Raw genomic sequence first — 20,181 nt, forward strand, 5'->3', positions numbered from 1 at the left:
TTTCAAATATTCAACAATATAAAATATAAAGGTACTAAGCTATATAAAGCAACAAAAAAGAAACAGGAATTATAAGGATAGGAGATTTGTCGTTCCTTGTCGGAGTGCTTATATATTGAAAAAATCGCTAATAATTTTGAAGAAACGGTCGATATAATTTTATATGCTATTTTATTATTTCAACATATAAAAAAGAAACAGGAATCCCTGTTTCTTTTAGTATTGCATTTTCGCATTTTGCCCAGCTGTTGTTCCGGCGATTCTACCAGTAACAAGGGCAGATGTAATGTTATAGCCACCAGTATAGCCGTGAATATCAAGAACTTCTCCGCAGAAATATAAACCATTCGTGAATTTCGAAGACATTTCTTTCGGGTTAATTTCTTTAACGGATACACCTCCGCCAGTAACGAATGCTTTTTCAAGCGGCTGAGTACCATTTACATGAACGGTAAATTCTTTAAAGTCTTTCACAAGTGCACGAATCTTCTCATGAGAAATTTGTCCAGCTTGTTCGCTACCGTCAATTTCATTTTTTTCTAATAAGAATAGGAAGTAACGTTCAGGAACATAGCCTTTTAAAACGTTTTTAATTCCTTTTTTCGGATCTTCTTTCATTTGTTTCAGCATGCGTTGGAACAGTTGCTCACTATTTTCTTCTGGCAATGCATCGATACTCATTTGCACCGTGTTCGTTTTAAACTTCTTCATCGTTTTTATAACGAATTGGCTACAACGAAGAGCGGCAGGACCAGATAGGCCGAAGTGAGTGAAGAGCATGTCCATTTTATGAGAAATGACAGCTTTTCCTTTCGGGTTTAATACACTTAAGTTTACGTCGCGTAAAGCAAGACCTTGCAATGTACGGTCACGAATAAATGGTTCGTTTGAAAGGATTGGTACTTCTGTTGGGAAAAGCTCTGTAATTGTATGTCCGGCTTTTTCAGCCCATGCGTATCCGTCTCCAGTAGAACCGGTATGAGGAACAGATTTTCCGCCAACAGCGATAACGACGTGATTTGTTTCTAACACTTCACCTGTTTGCAATACAACTGCTTTCGTTTGACCGTTTTCATATTCAATCGTGTCAACAGGCGTATTCGTACGTATTTTCACACCTAAATTTTTCAATCGTGTTAAAAGTGCGTCTACAACAGATTGTGCTTTATTTGATACTGGGAACATGCGGCCATGATCCTCTTCTTTCAGTTTTACACCGAGATTTTCGAAGAATGTAATAATATCTTCATTACTGAAAATAGAAAAAGCGCTGTATAAGAAGCGACCATTTCCAGGTATATGTTTAACGATTTCATCAAGTGGTAGACGGTTCGTTACGTTACAACGACCACCACCAGAAATCGCAAGTTTACGTCCTAGTTTATTTCCTTTATCAAGAAGTAAGACATTTGCGCCTTCTTCAGCAGCACCGATTGCAGCCATTAGCCCTGAAGGACCGCCGCCGATGACAATAACATCATAATGCATAATATATCGACCTCATTTTCTACATTTCCTGCCTAAAAGAATAGCATGTTTTCTCTTAAAAGAAAAATAGAGTGAAGTACTGTTTCAGGAGAGAATTGTGGTACAATACAAAAGTTAGAGTTCAGCGTTATCCCGCATTAACGGGTAGTAAGACTCCTATCCTAAGACTTAGCAGAAGCAAAGAAGTGAGTTTTGAAGCGGGAGGTCAACTGCCCGTAAAAGCCCGATTGGTTCAACTAATAATCAGTGGAGGTGAAGCCTTCCCACTGATTAAAGTTTCACTTTATATAAGAAGTAGGAGGATTTTTGTATGTCCGATTCAAAATTTCTGCGCGGAACGCTTATTGTGACGTTAGGGACATTTTTAGTAAAGTTCTTAGGCATGATTTACGTCTTTCCGTTTCATGCATTAGTAGGCACAGAAGGCGGAACGCTCTATACATATGGATATATTCCATATACGATATTTTTAAGTATTGCAACGGCAGGGGTGCCGCTTGCTGTTTCGAAATTTGTTTCCAAATATAATGCACTTGGAGATTATAAAACGAGCCGGAGAATGTTCCGTTCGGGAATGGTTATGATGATAGTAACAGGAGTTCTTTCCTTCTTAGTACTGTACATGACCGCACCATTATTTGCAGAAGCAATGCTTGGTAAACAAAGTTTACAAAATAAGATAGAAGAAGTTACGACGATTATTCGCCTCGTAAGTTTTGCGCTTATTGTTGTGCCGGCAGCAAGTTTGATTCGTGGTTATTTCCAAGGTCACCAATCGATGGGACCGACTACGGTTTCACAAATTATTGAGCAAATTATTCGTATCGTCTTTTTATTAGCGGGTAGTTTCATCGTTATTAAAGTGCTTGGCGGTACAGTAGCAACGGCAGTTGGGGTTGCGACATTCGCTGCATTCGTTTCAGCAGTTGGAGCTCTCGGTGTATTAGTTTGGTACTGGTTAAAACGTAAAAAATATTTGGATCAATATTTAATTGAGCAAACTGTACCAGAATCAACAGTAAGTACCGTTCAATTGTTTAAAGAATTATTTGCGTATGCAATTCCTTACGTTGTAATTGGGTTGACAATTCCTTTATATCAACAAATTGATACATTGACATTTAACTCTATTATGCAGGCAATTGGTCAAGGGGATATCGCAGAGCGAGCGCTCGGTATTTTCACGATGTGGACGCATAAATTAATTATGATTCCTGTATCACTTGCAACAGCGTTTAGTTTAACGCTCGTGCCAGCGATTACAAAGTCGTTTACTGAAAAGCAATACCGTTATTTAAAATTACAAATTACACAAACATTCCAGGCAAATATGTTTTTAACATTGCCAGCAGTTATCGGTATTTCTGCACTTGCATATCCGATTTACACTGCTTTTTACGATTCAGATCCACTAGGTGGACAAGTATTAATGTGGTATGCACCAGTCGCGCTATTGTTTGCTTTGTTCACGGTAACAGCGGCGATCCTACAAGGGATTAACCAGCAGAAACACGCGGTTATTGCGCTTGTGATGGGTGTTATTTTGAAATTTGTATGCAACGTAATCTTTATTCGTTATTTCGGTACAGTTGGAGCGATTTTAGCTACTGCAGCCGGCTTCTTAGCTTCCGTATGGTATACGAATAGACAAATCAAAAAACATGCAAACTATTCATTTGGTGTTGTATATAAGAGAACATTCCAAATTGCAGTATTAACACTTGTAATGGTTATTGCTGTAAAGCTATCACAATGGCTTCTATCCTTCATGATTTCGCCTGATGGCCGTATGGGTGCTCTTATTACAGTTGCGATTTGTGCAGGTATTGGTGGCCTTGTTTACGGATTGTTAGCGATTCGCACTGGAGTACTAGAAAGAGTATTTGGCGGAGAAGCTTTAGAGAAAATCCAGCGTAAACTTGGTAGTAGATTCAAAATAAAGTTGAAATCAAAAGGGGCGTAAATACGTCCCCTTTTCTTATGATAAATAAAGAAGGTGAAGAATATGAGATTAGATAAATTATTAGCGAATATGGGATACGGAAGTAGAAAAGAAGTAAAGAAATTATTGAAAGACGGCGTTGTGAAGATTGATGGAACGCCAGTGAAAGATGCGAAGTTTCATGTGAATGTAGAAGAGCAAGAAGTTATGATTCACGGTGAAGTTGTGGAATATAAAGAGTTTGTTTATTTAATGATGCATAAACCACAAGGTGTTATTTCAGCGACGGAAGATGATAATCATGAAACAGTAATAGATTTATTAGAATTAGAAGATGCGATTTTTGATCCATTCCCGGTTGGAAGACTTGATATTGATACAGAAGGTTTCTTATTAATAACAAATGATGGGAAGCTAACGCATCAATTATTATCGCCGAAAAAGCACGTGCCGAAAAAATATTATGCACACGTTTCAGGCGTTGTAACGGAAGATGATATAAAAGAGTTTGCAAAAGGTGTTATTTTAGATGATGGCTATGAAACGAAGCCAGGCGAACTTACAATTTTAAAAAGCGATGATATTTCGGAAATCGAGCTCGTTATTACAGAGGGAAAATTCCATCAAGTGAAGCGCATGTTTGAAGCGGTAGGGAAAAAAGTTGTTTACTTAAAGAGAACAGAGATGGGACCTTTAGTGTTGGATGAAGAGCTAGAACTTGGACAGTATCGTGAATTGACAGATGAAGAAGTAGAAATGTTAAAGACGTATCAAGTAGATAACGAAAAATAATGCCGATTTTAAGGCGCAGAAAAAACCCCTTTCTAATTATATAGAAAGGGGTATGTATTTATTTTACATACAATTGTTTTCGTTATGAGGTCATTCTCACTTTCTTTCCTGTTGTTGTCCACTTACCGCGGCAAGGGCTATACACGAGTTCATTAAACTGCAACACATTTAGATCACGTTGTATCGTTCGCGGTGTGATCCCGAACTCATCTACAAGGTCTTTCGTCGTTACCGTTCCGTTTTCATTGATGTACATATAAATTGATTTAATGCGTGTTAGCATACGAGTAGTTGTAGGTTTCAAGAGAAAACCACTCCTCTACTAGTTTTTTTGACCCCATTCAGGAAAGAAGGTCGTTACTACCATTGTACTCTACATGACAAAATTCATGCCTTAACTTACTTAAATTTTACAAAAGTTTAACAAATATTCATATAGAAAAATATTGGTAGTTGACATTGTATGTCTGGTCAGTCAACTAACTCATAAATTTCTACGTAAAACGCCAAATTCCTGCAAATTTTTTTGAAAAAATAAAAGAAAAACTAATAAGAAATATCAGAAATATTACAATTGTTCGTTATTGGGTTTCGGTATATGGCATAAGAGATTTTGGTTTGCTATGATAAAAGAGAGAATATAGAAGGAGGATGGATGCGTGATGTCAACGATTAATTGGACAGAAGAAGTTACAAAGCGAAAAGATGATTTAATTCGTGATACACAACAATTTTTACAAATTAAAAGTGTATGGGAAGAAGAATCTGCGAAAGAGGGCGCACCATTTGGTGAAGGTGTAGAAAAAGCCTTATCTTTCATGTTACATAAAGGAGAAACTGAAGGTTTCGCTTCGAAAAATTTAGAAGGATATGCAGGCCATCTTGAAATGGGACAAGGAGAAGAGTTAGTAGGTATTCTTTGTCACGTTGATGTTGTACCAGAAGGAGACGGCTGGACAACTCCTGCGTATAGTGCTGATATTCGCGACGGGAAGATTTTTGCACGTGGTGCAATTGATGATAAAGGGCCGACGATGGCAGCTTATTACGCAATGAAGATTGTAAAAGAATTAGGATTGCCTCTTTCAAAACGTGTTCGAATGATTTTAGGAACAGATGAGGAAAGTAATTGGAAGTGTGTAGATCATTATTTTAAAAATGAAGAAATGCCAACGATCGGTTTTGCGCCGGATGCAGATTTTCCAATTATTAATGCCGAAAAAGGAATTTCTGATATACAAGTTGTGCAAAATGGTAGTGAAGAGAAAGGCGGCGCATATAAGCTTATTTCATTTGAGTCAGGCCGTCGTTTAAATATGGTTCCTGATTTTGCAGAAGCAGTGATTACAGGAGAAGATGTAAATGCACTTACAGTAGCATATGAAGAGTATTTACAAACTGCTAAGAAAATAGGCAAAGCAATTGTAGAAGGAAATACGATAACGTTGCAAGTTAAAGGAGTTTCAGCTCACGGATCTACTCCAGAAAAGGGAGAAAATGCAGGTTTGTTATTGGCAAACTTCTTAACGACAGTTTCTCTTGATGGAAAAGCGACTTCATTTGCATCGTTTGTAACAGAAACATTTACAGACGATATTCTTGGAGAAAAAGCTGGTATTTCTTATAAAGACGATATTAGTGGCCCGCTAACAGTGAATGTTGGCCGTCTTTCTTACACGAAAGAAAACGGTGGTAATTTAGGGTTGAATGTGCGCTATCCAGTTACGACTAACTTTGAAGAAACGATTGAAAAGTTAAAAGGGTATGCCCATAATCACGGATTTGAAGTAGCGGATTATTCAAATTCTCGCCCACATCACGTTGATAAAGATCATGTATTAATTCGTACTTTACAGCGCGTGTATGAAGAACAAACTGGTGAAAAGGCCGAATTGTTAGCGATTGGTGGCGGTACTTATGCTCGTTCATTGAAAGCTGGCGTTGCATTTGGTCCGTTATTCCCAGGAAAAGAAGAACTTGCTCATCAAAAAGACGAGTACATTGAAATTGAAGATTTATTAAAAGCAACAGCAATTTATGCTCAAGCGATTTATGAATTAGCAAAATAAAGGATGTTGCAATTATGACCGCTCTCTAATTTAGAGAGCGGCTTCTTTTTAGCTGAATGAGATAAGAAAGAAAAGCAACAATATAAAGAAGGAGAAGATGTACATGGAGCCGCATTATTTTGTCGCAATTACTTTACCAAATCATATAAAAGAAGTGCTCTCTAATTATAAAGAGGACATGAAGGAGGAATTACCATTTCGCTCGTGGGTACATAAGGAAGACTATCATATTACCCTTTCTTTTTTAGGGAGTGCGACAGAGGAACAGTTAGAAGGAATAAAGAATGGATTACAAACACTTATAGAAAAAAAGGAACTATCTTTCACATTACAAGGATTTTCAACGTTTGGCAGAGAAGACGAGCCTCGTATTTTTTGGGCGAAGGTAAGTGAGAATCACGATTTGTTTCAGTTGCAAAAGCAAGTGCATGCTATTTGTGAAGGGAATGGGTTTTCTTTAGAAACACGTTCATATCATCCGCACATTACCGTTGCCCGTAAATGGGTAGGAGAAGAAAAGTTTGACTTAGAGAATATAAAAGAAGTGGCTGAAATATCATTTCAAGCGGATACGATTACTTTATACGAATCTCACGTGAAGGAAACACCGAAGTATAAAGCGATTGCTGAAATAAAATTACAAAAATAGAATGTATGAAAACGTTTTTTATACAGGTGAATATACTATAGAGAATAATGGAGTTACTGTATAGAGTCTTGCTGATAAGAAAAGCCTTATCATTTGCTGATCGTAAAGGCCCAATTGGTGGGGGCTAATAATGAGTGGAGGATGAATCCCTTCCTCATTAAGGTTTCACTTTATTTTAATTTTGAGGATGATGGTGATTTTTTATGTTGAAAGTAAAACGTCCATTTGATGCTTATTTAGATGAAATGAATAAAATTACAATTTTGCTCCCACATGCGTATGGAACAAGTCGGACATTTCGTTTACAAGAAGGAAACAATGTGAAAGATTTACCGATTGCTCATACTATCGCACTTCCGGATGCAACGAAGTATGAGTGCTTTATAGAAGAGCCGCTAGATGTGGGGAAGTATTATACAGTACGAGATGAACGGAACGAAGAAACAGATTTACAAATAGGTGCTGTGATTCGAACAGCGATTTTCGATGAGAAGTATTATTACGAAGGTACAGATTTAGGTGCTGTGTATCAAAAAGAAGCAACAACATTTAAAGTGTGGGCTCCAACTGCGAGGCTTGCAAAAGTAAGAATTTATAAAAGTGATAAAGAATATACCGATCATGAAATGTACAGGGAAGAAAACGGAGTTTGGATTCAGACATTACAAGGCGATTTAGACGGAGCGCAATATACATTTCTTGTTTGTATTAATTTAATATGGAATGAAGCGGTAGATCCATACGCAAAGTCAGTGACTGTAAATGGGAAATATGGCGTTGTTATCGATTTGGAAAAGACAAATGTAATAAAACGAGAACAATTGCCACCATTACAGTCAATGACAGATGCCATATTGTATGAACTGCATATTCGTGATGCTACTATTCACCCAAATAGTGGAGTGCATAAAAAAGGGACATATACAGGGTTGATGGAAGAGGGAACGACGGGACGAAATGGAACGTTAACGGGATTATCTCATATAAAAGATTTAGGTGTTACACATGTTGAGCTATTGCCTTTATATTGTTTCGGTGGCATAGATGAGGCGAATCCTTCCTCCGCATATAATTGGGGTTACAATCCATTATATTACAATGCTCCAACAGGATTTTATGCTACAGACCTTTCTAATCCGTATAACAGGATAGTAGAGTGTAAACAACTTATTGAAACATTTCATGCACACGGCATCCGAGTTGTTGTAGATGTTGTATATAACCACATATATGAAAGAGAGACATCTTCATTTGAAAAATTGGTGCCAGGATATTATTTCAGGCACGGTAAGGATGGTATGCCGTCTAATGGGACGGGAGTTGGAAATGATATAGCATCTGAACGGAGAATGATGAGGAAATTTATTATAGAGTCTGTTTTATACTGGCTTACAGAATACAATGTTGATGGGTTCCGATTTGATTTAATGGGAATTTTAGATGTTGAAACGCTGAATGTGGTAGAAAAAGAAGTACGAAAAATAAAGCGTGATGCACTGTTATTAGGAGAAGGATGGGATTTACAAACACCGCTTCCTCTTGAGGAAAAAGCTACGTTAAATAATGCAAATAAAATGCCACATATCGCGCAGTTCAATGATCAATTTCGTGATGGGATAAAAGGAAGTACTTTTAATATAAATAAACGCGGCTTCGCATTTGGTGGGCATGTAGACTGTAATCATTTGCAGTATATAGTAGGTGGTAGTCTTTTAAGTGTGAAAGAAACAGGGTTGTTTCTAGAGCCAGTGCAAAGCATCAATTATGTAGAATGTCATGACAATATGACGATGTGGGATAAACTAGTGCGTAGCAATCAAGAATCAGAAGAAATTTTGAAAAAGCGTCATCGTTTAGCAACCGCAATGGTTATCCTTTCACAAGGAATTCCCTTCTTGCATGCCGGGCAAGAATTTTATCGTACTAAGAACGGAAATGAAAATAGTTATAATGCCACTGATGAAATTAATCGATTAGATTGGGATCAAAAAGAGAAAGAGATGGAGACAGTTAATTATATAAAAGGGTTAATTGCGATTCGGAAGGAGCATGGGGCATTTCGATTACAAAATGCTGACCTCATAAAAAAGTATATGACTTTTTTACAAACATCCACAGAAGTCCTTGCATACCATTTACAACACGTAGAATCTTTTGGGCCATGGAAAGAGATTATCGTTTTATTCAATAGCAGTTTGCAACCTGAAATAGTCCAACTCCCTAAAGAAGAAACGTGGCATGTGTTAGTAGACGAAAAACAAGCGAAAGTACAGCCAATTTCTTCATTTAGAGGAAAGGAACTTCAAATGGCTCCAACTAGCACGTATATATTGACGATAATGTGACAAATCGCTACTTGACGATGAGAATGTAATAAATGTAGAATTGACAAAGGTGACGATTTTGAGAAGTTGTCATTCTACGAGTGGTTTTGTAAAATAAACTAGAAGAGTAGGCGATTTGTCCTACTTTCGGCTTATGCCAAGTTTTCTTTTCATTCAACTACAGTAAAATATATATGAACCCACAACATGTGTAGAAATGTTGCGGTTTTTCTTTTCATAACTATAAAAGATAAGGATTTGTTAACGGGTAATGAATATGGAATGGTTGGAACAATTATTAGGAAAAGAGTGGAGTCTTATACCGGCTGGTGGAGTAACGGGCGATGCATATATTGCGCAAAACGGACAACAAAAGTTATTTTTAAAGCGGAATACATCGCCCTTTTTAGCGGTATTGTCAGCAGAAGGAATTGTTCCAAAATTACTTTGGACAAGAAGGGTAACGAATGGTGATGTAATTTCCGCTCAAAAATGGCTTCCGGGACAGAAGCTAGAGCCGGAGGATATGAAACTAGAACGTGTTGCGAAACTTTTGAAGAAAATACACTCTTCTAAAGCACTTGTGCAGATGATTCAACGGCTTGGTAAGCAGCCGCTTCATGCGCAAGAGTTATTACAACAATTACAGCTTGTTTTAAGAGGAGATATAAGAGTCGATGAGACAATTCAACAAGGTCTTCAATATTTGACTGAGTCATTAAAAGATATTGAGTACGATGAATTCGTTGTATGCCATTGTGATGTAAACCATAACAATTGGATATTGTCGGATGAAGATGAATTGTTTTTAATTGATTGGGATGGAGCTGTGATTGCTGACCCAGCTTTAGACCTTGGTATGTTATTATATTGGTATGTTCCGCGCCATGAATGGAGTGAGTGGCTCGGATATTATGATGTTGAACTGGATGAATCATTGCTTAGGCGTATGAGATGGTATGTTATAGCACAAACGATTTTATCTATTCAATGGCACACAACAAAAAAGCAGCAAGCAGAAGCTAAATATTGGCACCAATATTTACAGCAACTACTTGCTTCAGAATAAAGTATTAAGAAAAATTGTCCATTCCAGCAATCCACTGAGTAAGTTGTTCTTGATTATTGGAAATATGGTTGTCCAAATTAGAGGAAGATTTACCCGATTGACTATAAGAATATACATCGTTTAGCATTGCTTTAGCGTCACTACTTATACTATCGTTTGCGAGTAACGATTGAATGAGGCGCTCTAATTGCTCGCATTCAGAAACTGTCCCGCAGCAATCACTTTGATGGTTGATTAAAATATCTTTTAACACTTCTAATTGATGCTGTTGATTAATTGGCATGAACGGATCATCCTTTCGATTGTTGTTCTCTTTGGAACATGTAGGAGAAAAAGCTGCTCGTCATGGAGTAGTTAATCATTGGCTAACGAAACATCGGAGTTTCGTTTAATGCTGTATGTAGTTTTTATCAAAATGGTACATCTTATACTTGAAAGAAACGGACCGAGTGCTCGTACGTACTTGGTTTTTTGTTTGATAGATTGATTAAAACAGACAGAAGGAATCATTCCTTTAAAATAGTTTTGTAAAGAGAGGGAGACATCTATGCGTTTAAGACATAAACCTTATGCAATGGATCGAATTAATGAGTATTCACATATCGTAATTGGAAATCCAGAGGAGCGAGCTGGTAACTGGAAAGAAGTATTTGGAAATGAACAACCAATTCATATTGAAGTAGGTACAGGTCGTGGTCGCTTTATGTATGATATGGCAAAAGCAAATCCGCATATTAACTATATCGGAATTGAAAAATTCACAAGTGTCGTTGTAGATGCGCTTGATAAATTAATTGAAGAAGAATTACCAAACTTAAAGTTAATTAATAAAGATGCTGAAGATTTAACAGTTTTCTTTGCAAAAGGTGAAATTGACCGCGTTTATTTAAACTTCTCAGATCCATGGCCGAAGAATCGTCATACGAAGCGTCGTTTAACATATAAAACATTTTTACGCAATTACGAAGAAGTGTTAGTAGAGGGCGGAGAAATTCATTTCAAAACTGATAACCAAGGTTTATTTGAATATTCTCTTATGAGTATGGCTGAGTATGGTATGTTATTAACTTACCTTAGCCTAGATCTTCATAATAGTGATTATGAAGGAAACATTATGACAGAGTACGAAGAGAAATTCTCTAGTAAAGGTCATCGTATTTACCGAGTGGAAGCGAAATATCGTACGGAGCCTGTGCAGTAATGCATAGGTTTTTTATATGATGAATAATCAGAATCTTGTGTTAAAATTAAAAGGGGGATGGAAGATGGAACAGTTACAAATTGGAAATATAAAAGTGACATGGCTAAAAGGCGGGAATACACATTTAGATGGAGGTGCAATGTTTGGAGTTGTGCCGAAAGTACTTTGGTCACGCAAATATAAACATAATGATACAAATCATATTTATTTACGAACAGATCCGTTACTCTTGCAAACGAAAGAAGGAAACATGCTTATTGATTCAGGGATAGGAAATGATAAATTGAATGAGAAAATGAAGCGAAATCAAGGTGTAACAGAAGAATCATCGGTTTATGAATCTTTAGAAAAGCTCGGACTAAAGCCTGAGGATATTCATTATGTTTTAATGACGCACCTCCATTTTGATCATGCATCTGGTTTAACAAAATGGGAGGAAAATTATCTTGTTCCGGCGTTTCCGAATGCAACGATTTATGTAAGTGAGACTGAGTGGAATGAAATGAGAAATCCGAATATTAGATCGCGTAATACATATTGGAAGGAAAATTGGGAGCCAATCGTAGATAAAGTTGTTACCTTTCAGCAAGAAATAGAAATTACGGATGAAATAAAGATGGCGCATACGGGTGGTCATAGTGATGGACATGCCGTTATCATCCTTGAAAGCCAGGGAGAAACGATGCTTCATTTAGCGGACCTTCTGCCAACGCATGCACATCAAAATGTATTATGGGTAATGGCATACGATGATTATCCGATGACATCAATAGAATATAAGCAAAAGTGGATGAAGTATGGTGCTGAAAAAGAGGCGTGGTTTACTTTTTATCATGATGCATATTATCGCGCTGTGAAGTGGGATGAGGAAGGGCATATCGTAGAAAAGGTAGAGAGAAAAACAAGTGTAGAAGCATAATAAGAGGAGGTTGTCCAAAAATGTTTGTTGGAACAGCCTCCTCTTATTATTGTCAGCTTTTGTCGGTAAATCGATATATTTTAAAAAACGCGATATAATTTCAATTACTATCGTACATTTTTCGAAAAAAAGAGGTTTACCTAATGGGAAACCTCTTTTTTATGCTGCTATAACCTCTAAAACAGTACCTGTTTTAGCATCAACTAAAAATTCAAATCGTTCTTGTATATCATCTAACATTGTTGTAAGACCACCGCGATAAACTTCATACGCGACATCATATTTTTCAAACGTCTCTGGAACCATATGTACCCAAGAGCCAGTAATTTCACCTTTATGACTTAATGCTTGTTTCACCATTTTCAATGCTTTTTCTGAAGAAATATGGGATTGTTCTTGTACTTTGTTTGCAACGAAATAACCAGCTGCGAATCCAACGCCAAGACCTGCTACTAAACCTTTCCAGCTCATATATTCACCTCAATTCTATAAAATAAAAATAGTGTACCAATAATAATTATAATGCAAACGCAACTAAAAAAGAAGAAACTAGAAACATTTCGAAAATTTCGTTACAATAAAAGAGGTATTCTACTAAGGTTTGAAAGAAGGGGACTTCGTGAATAAAGAGACATTACAATTATTTCGTACGTTAACAGAATTACAAGGTGCGTCAGGTTTTGAACATGATGTACGCCGCTTTATGAAGCAAGAATTAAGTAAATATGCGGATGAAATTGTTCAAGATGGTTTAGGTAGCGTATTTGGTCTGAAAAAAGGGGACGAAACTGGACCACGCGTTCTTGTAGCAGGTCATATGGATGAAGTAGGCTTCATGGTTACGCAAATTACGAAAAATGGGATGCTTCGTTTTCAAACGTTAGGTGGCTGGTGGAGCCAAGTACTATTAGCTCAGCGTGTACAAGTTATGACGAAGAATGGTCCTGTTGTTGGGGTTGTTGGTTCAATTCCTCCGCATTTATTAAGTGATGCGCAACGTGCAAAACCAATGGATATAAAGAATATGTTAATTGATATAGGTGCAGATAGTTATGAAGATGCGATTGAAATTGGTGTAAAACCAGGACAACAAATCGTGCCAATCTGCCCGTTTACGCCGATGGCAAATGAGAAGAAAATTATGGCGAAAGCTTGGGACAACCGTTACGGATGTGGCCTTGCAATCGAATTATTAAAAGAATTAAAAGATGAAACATTACCAAACACATTATACTCTGGTGCTACTGTACAAGAAGAAGTAGGCCTTCGCGGAGCACAAACTGCTGCAAATATGATCCAACCAGATATTTTCTATGCACTTGATGCAAGTCCAGCAAATGACGCATCTGGTGATAAGACGCAGTTCGGTCAATTAGGAAAAGGAGCTCTTCTTCGTATTTATGATCGCACGATGGTAACGCATAGAGGAATGCGTGAATTTATTTTAGATACAGCAGAAACTCATAATATTCCGTACCAATACTTTATTTCACAAGGTGGTACAGATGCGGGCCGTGTACATACAAGTAACTCCGGTATCCCATCAGCAGTAATTGGTGTTTGTGCCCGCTATATTCATACACATGCTTCGATTTTGCATGTTGATGATTATGCAGCTGCGAAGGAATTAATTACGAAGCTTGTGAGAGCGACGGATAAAACGACATTAGAGACGATTAAGGATAACGCTTAAAGAAGAAGGGCTGAAGAGCCTTTCTTTTTTTGGGTTGAATAGATGACCCATCGATGTGAGGTAGCGGTTGGTGCTTAATTGGTGCTCGAGCGATGTATTATAAACCCCGGATAAGAAGAAAGAGTAAGTCTGTTTTAATGTTAGGGGCCGGGAATGATTTTGGAAAAGTTCTTTCTTTTTTGGGTTGAATAGATGACCCATCGATGTGAGGTAGCGGTTGGTGCTTAATTGGTGCTCGAGCGATGTATTATAAACCCCAGATAAGAAGAAAGAGTAAGTCTGTTTTAATGTTAGGGGCCGGGAATGATTTTGGAAAAGTTCTTTCTTTTTTTGGTTGAATAGATGACCCATCGATGAGTGGTAGCGGTCAGTGCCAAATGGGTGCTCGCGCCACGTATAAACCCCAGGTATGAAGAGAGAGTAAGCCTGTTTTTATGTTCGAGGCTCGAAGTTTTGAAGGCGTGAAAGTGAAAAGCTTGATTGTAGAAGGAATATGAGTGTGAATTTATATAGGGGTGAACGAGATGAAGGTAGTAGTTGGATCGAAGAATAAGACGAAGGTTGGGGCTGTGAAGAAGGTTTGGACAGATGTGACGGTTATGTCTCTTTCTGTTCCGTCAGGAGTATCAGCTCAGCCATTTTCAGATGAAGAAACGATGCAAGGGGCGATTAATAGAGCGAAGCGAGCGCTGCAGGAAGGTGAAGCTCATATCGGTATTGGACTCGAAGGCGGCGTTATGAAAACGGAGCATGGGTTATTTATGTGTAACTGGGGTGCCTTAGCGACGATTGACGGTAAAACATTTGTTGCGGGCGGGGCACGTATTAAGTTACCAGATGATTTTTTAGCATCTCTTGAAGAAGGAAAAGAGCTAAGTGAAGTGATGGAAGAGTTTGTGCAGCGAAAAGATATTCGTAGTCACGAAGGTGCCATCGGTATTTTTACAGATGATTATGTAGACCGAACGGAATTATTTGTACACGTTGTTAAGTTACTAGTTGGGCAATATAAGTATGATGAAAAGCAAGCATAAACCTTGCACCGTGCGCGATGTATGGTAGTATAAAGAAAAGATTATAGTGTGAAAAAAGTGCACTCGTTAGAGGAGGAAATATAGATGAAATCATTAGAAAGCATGGAACAATTCCAAGAATTAAAAAATGAAGAGAATGTAGTCTTCATGTTCTCAGCAGAATGGTGCCCGGATTGCCGTTTCGTTGATCCATTTATGCCAGAAGTAGAAGAGAAGTATAGTGATTTCTCATTTTACTATGTAGATCGTGACGAGTTTATTGATCTATGCGTGAAATTAGACGTATTTGGCATTCCGAGCTTTGTAGCGTACAATAAAGGTGAAGAAACTGGACGCTATGTAAACAAAGACCGTAAAACACAAGAGCAAATCGAAGAGTTTATTGAAGGTTTAAAATAAGACAATTAGCCAATTGAATTGTAAAAACAACCTCTACCTTCGCGGGGGAGGTTATTTTTTTGGAAGGGAGGAAAAAGAGATGAAGATGACAAGTAAAAAGATGAAAGACGAGTTAATGAAGAAATTATCTCGACCAGAATGGGACTTTCATTATGATAGCGAGAAAGAAGTTCTTCGTATTGAACAAAAAGACTCGAAAAAAGGTATTAACGTATCACTGCCAGGAGTAGTGGCAAAATGGGAAGTGAACAAAGAAAAAGCGATTGAAGAGGTCGCTTATTACGTACAGGAAGCGCTAATTGCAATGCATAAAGAAGAAAATAGCACGGCAAAAATTTTACCTGTTATTCGCTCTACTTCTTTCCCAAAACAAGCAGAAGAAGGAAATCCGTTTATTATGACGGATCATACGGCGGAAACACGTATTTACTATGCGCTAGATTCTAATAAAACGTATCGACTCATTGATGAGCGTTTATTACAAAAATTAGAACTTACAGAGCAACAAGTACGTGAAATGGCACTATTTAATGCTCGTTCATTAGGTTATGAATTTAAACAGGATACAGTAGCCGGTAATACATTCTACTTTTTAAACACAAATGATGGGTATGATGCGAGTCGTATTTTAAACGAATCGTTACTACAATCGATGCGTGAAAAAATCTCTGGTGATATGGTTGTTGCTGTTCCTCACCAAGATGTATTAATTATTGCTGATATCGTCAACGAAATCGGTTATGATATTATTGCACAAATGACAATGAAATTTTTTGCCGAAGGGCATGTTCCGATTACATCACTTTCATTCGTATATGAAGATGGAGACTTCGAACCAATCTTTATTTTAGCGAAGAATCGGAAGAAGACAGATGGAAAAGAGAAAGGATGAACGAAGTGAACGTTTTTTACAACCTTGAAGGAATTGGTGACACTTTAATTGTTACCTTACAAGATATTACTTTAGAAAACCGTACATTTGACCGCAAAGGAGATGTTGCTCGTGTTTATGACCGTGAAAGCAATGTAACAGCAGGATTCAACATCTTTAATGCATCTTCTTACTTAGAAGTAAAAGAAGCAGGTAACCTTACATTAACGAAAGAACTTGTAGAGAAAATTAACGAAATTATAGCGAAGAATGGCTTTGAAGAAACAGTAGAGGCTGATCTTTCGCCGAAATTTGTTGTAGGCTATGTAGCTGAAAAAGAGAAACATCCAAATGCTGATAAACTAAACATTTGTACAGTAGAAATTGGCACAGAAACATTACAAATCGTATGTGGTGCACCAAACGTTGATGCAGGACAAAAAGTTGTTGTTGCAAAAATCGGTGCTGTAATGCCAAGCGGTATGTTAATTAAACCTGCTGAGCTTCGTGGTGTTCCTTCTTCAGGAATGATTTGCTCTGCACGTGAGTTAGAGCTTCCAGACGCTCCACAAGAAAAAGGTATTCTTGTATTAGAAGATAGCTTTGAAGTTGGACAAGAATTTAAGTTTTAATTGATGTAATAAAAGAGAGGGTGTCCTTTTGGGATAGCCTCTCTTTTATTGTTTTTGTGAACTTTTGTCTGTAATTCGATATTCCTTGTCGAAACGTTGATATATTGTAAGTTACGATAGATATATTTGGAACATTGTTAATATAATTTCAAGATGGTATAAGAGAAAGTAAGGAGGTCACCTAGTCGGAAATTCGACTGATGGGACATCCTTATTTTATTTGTGACTGTTTTTCTTAAAATCTATATTGTATTTTATAAACAATCTAGTTAAAATTTAGAAAAAAGAAGGGGATAGACGTATGAAACAACAACTAAAAGTAGCAGAACTTCTGAAACGAATTGAAACTTCAAAACAACAAGATATTGAATTGGGTTCCTATGAAATATATGTATTTAGTGAAAATGAATTAGAAGAAGGACAAATTGGTTATCGGTATGATAAACATAAAAATTCATTAATAAGTAAAGAAAGTGGAAAATGGCAAGAAGGATGGATTGTTATTGGATATGAAACGGATATGGGAGATCCTATTTTCGTTAATGTGGATGAGGATACTTATCCAGTTTATACGGCAGAGCGCGGTACAGAAACGTGGCAACCTATTCATATCGGGAATATGGATGAGGTTATAAAAAATCTATAAGAAAATGCTTTGAGTCCGGTGCAAAGTGATAGGGGAGAAAAATGAAGTATATAAAAATAATGTGTGCTATTGCAGTCATTGGAATATATATGGGAGGTTGTTCACAAGAACAACTGCAAAAAGAAACAACATCTTCTGTACAAGAAAAAAGCAAAGATAACAAGGAAGACGCACCGGTAGAAAAGCAGCAGGAAGAAGAAAAGAAAGAAGAGCCACAATCTATTCAAATGAGTGAACAAGCAGAGCTTAGGCAGGAGGAAGTGCCGGCCCAAGAAAAAAAAGAAGAAGTCCTACCTACGCAGCAAACTGAGCACCCAGCGCAAAATAATGAGGAAAAAGTAGAGAGTAATGAGAAACAAGGAAAGTTTCTCGTTGTAATTGATCCAGGGCATCAACAAAAAGCGAATTTAAATTTAGAACCGATTGGCCCAGGAGCAACTACGCAAAAATATAAAGTAACAGACGGAACGACAGGGATTGTAACGAAAAAGAGGGAATCAGTTCTTGTATTAGAAATGGCTTTTATATTGAAAGAAAAACTAGAAGCAAAAGGTATACAAGTATTGATGACGAGAACGTCACATGAGGTTGATATAAGTAATAAGGAACGAGCGACATTCGCGAATGATCATAAGGCGAATTTATTTTTACGTCTTCACGCGGATGGTTCTGAAAATCCAAATCAAAGTGGATTTGCTGTATTGACGCCAGCAGAAGGAAATCAATATACGAAAGAAATCTATGCCGAAAGTCTTCAAATCTCTCAAACAATTGTAAATAAAATGAGGGAAAATCATCAGGTGAAAGTAAATGGAATTAAATTTCGAGATGACCTTTCTGGATTTAATTGGTCGAAAGTGCCTGGAGTACTATTAGAACTCGGATTTATGTCAAACCCAGAAGAAGACAAAAAATTATCTGACCCACAGTATGTAAATTCTTTATTACAAAGCGTAACGGATAGTGTAGATGAATATCGAAAAAATAAAGCTTAAACTGCAGCCTTATATGAAAGGTTGCTTTTTTCTATATGCAAAACACTCGTAAATTAGAATATTATGGATAAATCTAATGTGCTTAATTTTACCTGCACTTTTTGCCGAATGCTGATACAATAAAGGATGTTACTATTTAGTAGAAAGAGTGGTAAACATGTTAGATTGGATGAAAAAGCTGTTTAACAAAGAGGAAGAAAAAACAGCGATGAATAAAGAAGTACCGGAACAAATTGAAAGTCAGCCGAAAATTCCTCGTGTAAACCACTACACTGAAGCAAGAGAAGCACAAATGGCAAGTCGGAATGCAGGGAAATGCCGTTTTCCATTAATACCAGACAATGGCTTCGATGAGGAGGATGTAAGAGAATTACCCCGCTTTGAAGAACAATCTGTTCAAAGAGGAACATATGAAGAACAACCTACTCAAAGAGGAATAAAAGTGGAAAGAAGCAGACGACCATATGTGGAAAAAGCAGTCCCTACATATGAAGAGCCGGAAGTGCAATATGAACAGAAACGAGAGCCTGTCGTAAAAAAAGCATCTGTACCGTCACAAGAAAGTAACCGTAGACCATTTCGTCCAACAGAAATGATTTCTCCGATTTATGGATACAATCGTCCTTCAGTAGAAACGAAGGTTGTACAGGCGGAAGAAGAGGAAAGAGAAGATCTTGAAATATCCGTTGAAGGAAAAGCTGTCGTTGACGCATGGTTAGAGAAAAAGGGATATACATTATCCGACTTTTCGAGGGGGCTACAAGGGAGTTCATCCGTTAAGAACGAAGTGAACGAACGAAGTAATAAAGTAGAAGAAAAATCGGTTGTGGATGCATGGTTAGAGAAAAACGGTTATGAAGTTGAACGTCAAGCCCCTTCATTAGAAGAAAGCCAGAGTGATGATCAGCTTCATAAAACAGTAGGACAGCATATGGAAAAAGAGGCTACAACGGTACAAGCCTTGAAGCAGGAGCAAGATGTAGTGGCGTTATCATCTACAGAAGATAACGAAGAAACTTTACAAGAAGAATCAGTAGGTTCTAAAGTAGAGCACGTGGATTCGATATTAACAGAAGAAAATGAATGTAATACAGAAATAGAAGAAACTGTTGTTGAAGTTGTAGCAAATCAAGTCGAAGAAGAGTCCTTAGAAGATGCAGTGATTGTAAAAGCAGATGAAAAGCTTGAAGAAACGATCATTGTAGAAATACCAGATGCTTCTGAAGCAGAATCTAAGGAAGAAGCAGAAGCTGTGGAATTAGAGGGATCTAAAGAAGAAGCCCAGGCTGTGGAATTAGAAGAATCTGAGGAAGAAGCAGAAGCCGTGGAATTAGAGGAATCTAAGGAAGAAGCAGAAGCCGTGGAATTAGAGGGATCTAAGGAAGAAGCAGAAGCTATGGAGTTAGAGGAATCTAAGGAAGAAGCAGAAGTTGCGGAATTAGAGGAATCTAAGGAAGA

General features: G+C 37.4%; 19 protein-coding genes and 1 pseudogene. 16 read left to right on the plus strand and 4 right to left on the minus strand.

All coding sequences use genetic code 11. The features are described from left to right. Nucleotides 1–216: 216 nt before the first annotated feature. Entirely contained in the window at nt 217–1,488 is a 1,272-nt protein-coding gene (locus VK90_RS18235; protein ID WP_048374328.1) for an NAD(P)/FAD-dependent oxidoreductase, read from the minus strand. 310 nt (nt 1,489–1,798) lie between these two features. On the opposite strand from VK90_RS18235, the gene VK90_RS18240 reads away from it, so the two are divergent. Beyond that, nucleotides 1,799–3,451: a putative polysaccharide biosynthesis protein gene (locus tag VK90_RS18240; protein WP_048374329.1), complete on the plus strand. Its 1,653-nt coding sequence runs from the start codon at nt 1,799–1,801 to the stop codon at nt 3,449–3,451. 42 nt (nt 3,452–3,493) lie between these two features. Then, entirely contained in the window at nt 3,494–4,222 is a 729-nt protein-coding gene (locus VK90_RS18245; protein WP_002173831.1) for a pseudouridine synthase, read from the plus strand. Nucleotides 4,223–4,304: 82 nt separating this feature from the next. Here the strand turns inward: VK90_RS18245 and VK90_RS18250 are convergent, their stop codons facing one another. Next, the gene (locus tag VK90_RS18250; RefSeq protein ID WP_000805512.1) at nt 4,305–4,526 is read right to left on the minus strand and encodes a DeoR family transcriptional regulator; all 222 of its coding nucleotides are present in this window, start codon (nt 4,524–4,526) and stop codon (nt 4,305–4,307) included. Nucleotides 4,527–4,884: 358 nt separating this feature from the next. Here VK90_RS18250 and pepV point away from each other — a divergent pair, with 358 nt between their 5' ends. The 4 genes from pepV (at nt 4,885) to VK90_RS18270 (ending at nt 10,333) form a co-directional block, all read left to right on the plus strand. After that, nucleotides 4,885–6,291, plus strand: a complete 1,407-nt coding sequence (gene pepV / locus VK90_RS18255) for a dipeptidase PepV (protein ID WP_048374338.1) — start codon at nt 4,885–4,887, stop codon at nt 6,289–6,291. Nucleotides 6,292–6,394: 103 nt separating this feature from the next. Further along, on the plus strand, nt 6,395–6,940 hold the full coding sequence (gene thpR, locus VK90_RS18260; RefSeq protein ID WP_048374330.1) for an RNA 2',3'-cyclic phosphodiesterase: 546 nt from the start codon (nt 6,395–6,397) through the stop codon (nt 6,938–6,940). A 203-nt stretch (nt 6,941–7,143) separates the two neighbouring features. Beyond that, the gene (gene pulA, locus VK90_RS18265; protein WP_048374331.1) at nt 7,144–9,285 is read left to right on the plus strand and encodes a type I pullulanase; all 2,142 of its coding nucleotides are present in this window, start codon (nt 7,144–7,146) and stop codon (nt 9,283–9,285) included. 250 nt (nt 9,286–9,535) lie between these two features. After that, a complete protein-coding gene (locus tag VK90_RS18270) occupies nt 9,536–10,333 on the plus strand; it encodes a phosphotransferase family protein (RefSeq protein WP_002077574.1) in 798 nt (265 codons plus the stop codon). Between the two features lie 4 nt (nt 10,334–10,337). On the opposite strand, the gene VK90_RS18275 is transcribed toward VK90_RS18270, so the two are convergent. Continuing rightward, entirely contained in the window at nt 10,338–10,616 is a 279-nt protein-coding gene (locus VK90_RS18275) for a YtzH-like family protein (RefSeq protein ID WP_002112336.1), read from the minus strand. A 264-nt stretch (nt 10,617–10,880) separates the two neighbouring features. Between VK90_RS18275 and trmB the strand changes: the two genes are divergently transcribed. Together trmB and VK90_RS18285 are read left to right on the plus strand one after the other, a co-directional pair. Continuing rightward, nucleotides 10,881–11,534, plus strand: coding sequence for a tRNA (guanosine(46)-N7)-methyltransferase TrmB (gene trmB, locus VK90_RS18280; RefSeq protein WP_025150604.1), 654 nt, complete (start codon nt 10,881–10,883; stop codon nt 11,532–11,534). Nucleotides 11,535–11,598: 64 nt separating this feature from the next. Next, entirely contained in the window at nt 11,599–12,453 is an 855-nt protein-coding gene (locus tag VK90_RS18285; RefSeq protein WP_048374332.1) for a YtnP family quorum-quenching lactonase, read from the plus strand. 159 nt (nt 12,454–12,612) lie between these two features. On the opposite strand, the gene VK90_RS18290 is transcribed toward VK90_RS18285, so the two are convergent. After that, nucleotides 12,613–12,924, minus strand: a complete 312-nt coding sequence (locus VK90_RS18290) for a PepSY domain-containing protein (protein ID WP_000118537.1) — start codon at nt 12,922–12,924, stop codon at nt 12,613–12,615. A gap of 148 nt (nt 12,925–13,072) precedes the next feature. Between VK90_RS18290 and VK90_RS18295 the strand changes: the two genes are divergently transcribed. The 8 genes and pseudogenes from VK90_RS18295 to VK90_RS18330 form a co-directional block, all read left to right on the plus strand. Continuing rightward, nucleotides 13,073–14,146: a M42 family metallopeptidase gene (locus tag VK90_RS18295; protein ID WP_002173825.1), complete on the plus strand. Its 1,074-nt coding sequence runs from the start codon at nt 13,073–13,075 to the stop codon at nt 14,144–14,146. Nucleotides 14,147–14,670: 524 nt separating this feature from the next. Next, on the plus strand, nt 14,671–15,180 hold the full coding sequence (locus VK90_RS18300; protein WP_048374333.1) for a DUF84 family protein: 510 nt from the start codon (nt 14,671–14,673) through the stop codon (nt 15,178–15,180). Between the two features lie 84 nt (nt 15,181–15,264). After that, a complete protein-coding gene (locus tag VK90_RS18305; protein ID WP_000838192.1) occupies nt 15,265–15,579 on the plus strand; it encodes a thioredoxin family protein in 315 nt (104 codons plus the stop codon). A 79-nt stretch (nt 15,580–15,658) separates the two neighbouring features. After that, on the plus strand, nt 15,659–16,471 hold the full coding sequence (locus tag VK90_RS18310) for a DUF1444 domain-containing protein (RefSeq protein ID WP_025150600.1): 813 nt from the start codon (nt 15,659–15,661) through the stop codon (nt 16,469–16,471). After that, nucleotides 16,468–17,082, plus strand: a complete 615-nt coding sequence (gene ytpR / locus VK90_RS18315; RefSeq protein ID WP_048374334.1) for a YtpR family tRNA-binding protein — start codon at nt 16,468–16,470, stop codon at nt 17,080–17,082. Before VK90_RS18310 ends, ytpR begins: the two co-directional genes overlap by 4 nt. A 301-nt stretch (nt 17,083–17,383) precedes the next feature. Next, the gene (locus VK90_RS18320; protein WP_048374335.1) at nt 17,384–17,728 is read left to right on the plus strand and encodes a hypothetical protein; all 345 of its coding nucleotides are present in this window, start codon (nt 17,384–17,386) and stop codon (nt 17,726–17,728) included. A gap of 41 nt (nt 17,729–17,769) precedes the next feature. Next, nucleotides 17,770–18,723: an N-acetylmuramoyl-L-alanine amidase gene (locus tag VK90_RS18325; protein ID WP_048374336.1), complete on the plus strand. Its 954-nt coding sequence runs from the start codon at nt 17,770–17,772 to the stop codon at nt 18,721–18,723. A gap of 157 nt (nt 18,724–18,880) precedes the next feature. Beyond that, nucleotides 18,881–20,181: pseudogene (locus tag VK90_RS18330) on the plus strand (DNA translocase FtsK); the annotation flags it as partial.

This window comes from Bacillus sp. LK2 (genome assembly GCF_001043575.1).
Lineage (GTDB): Bacteria > Bacillota > Bacilli > Bacillales > Bacillaceae_G > Bacillus_A > Bacillus_A paramycoides.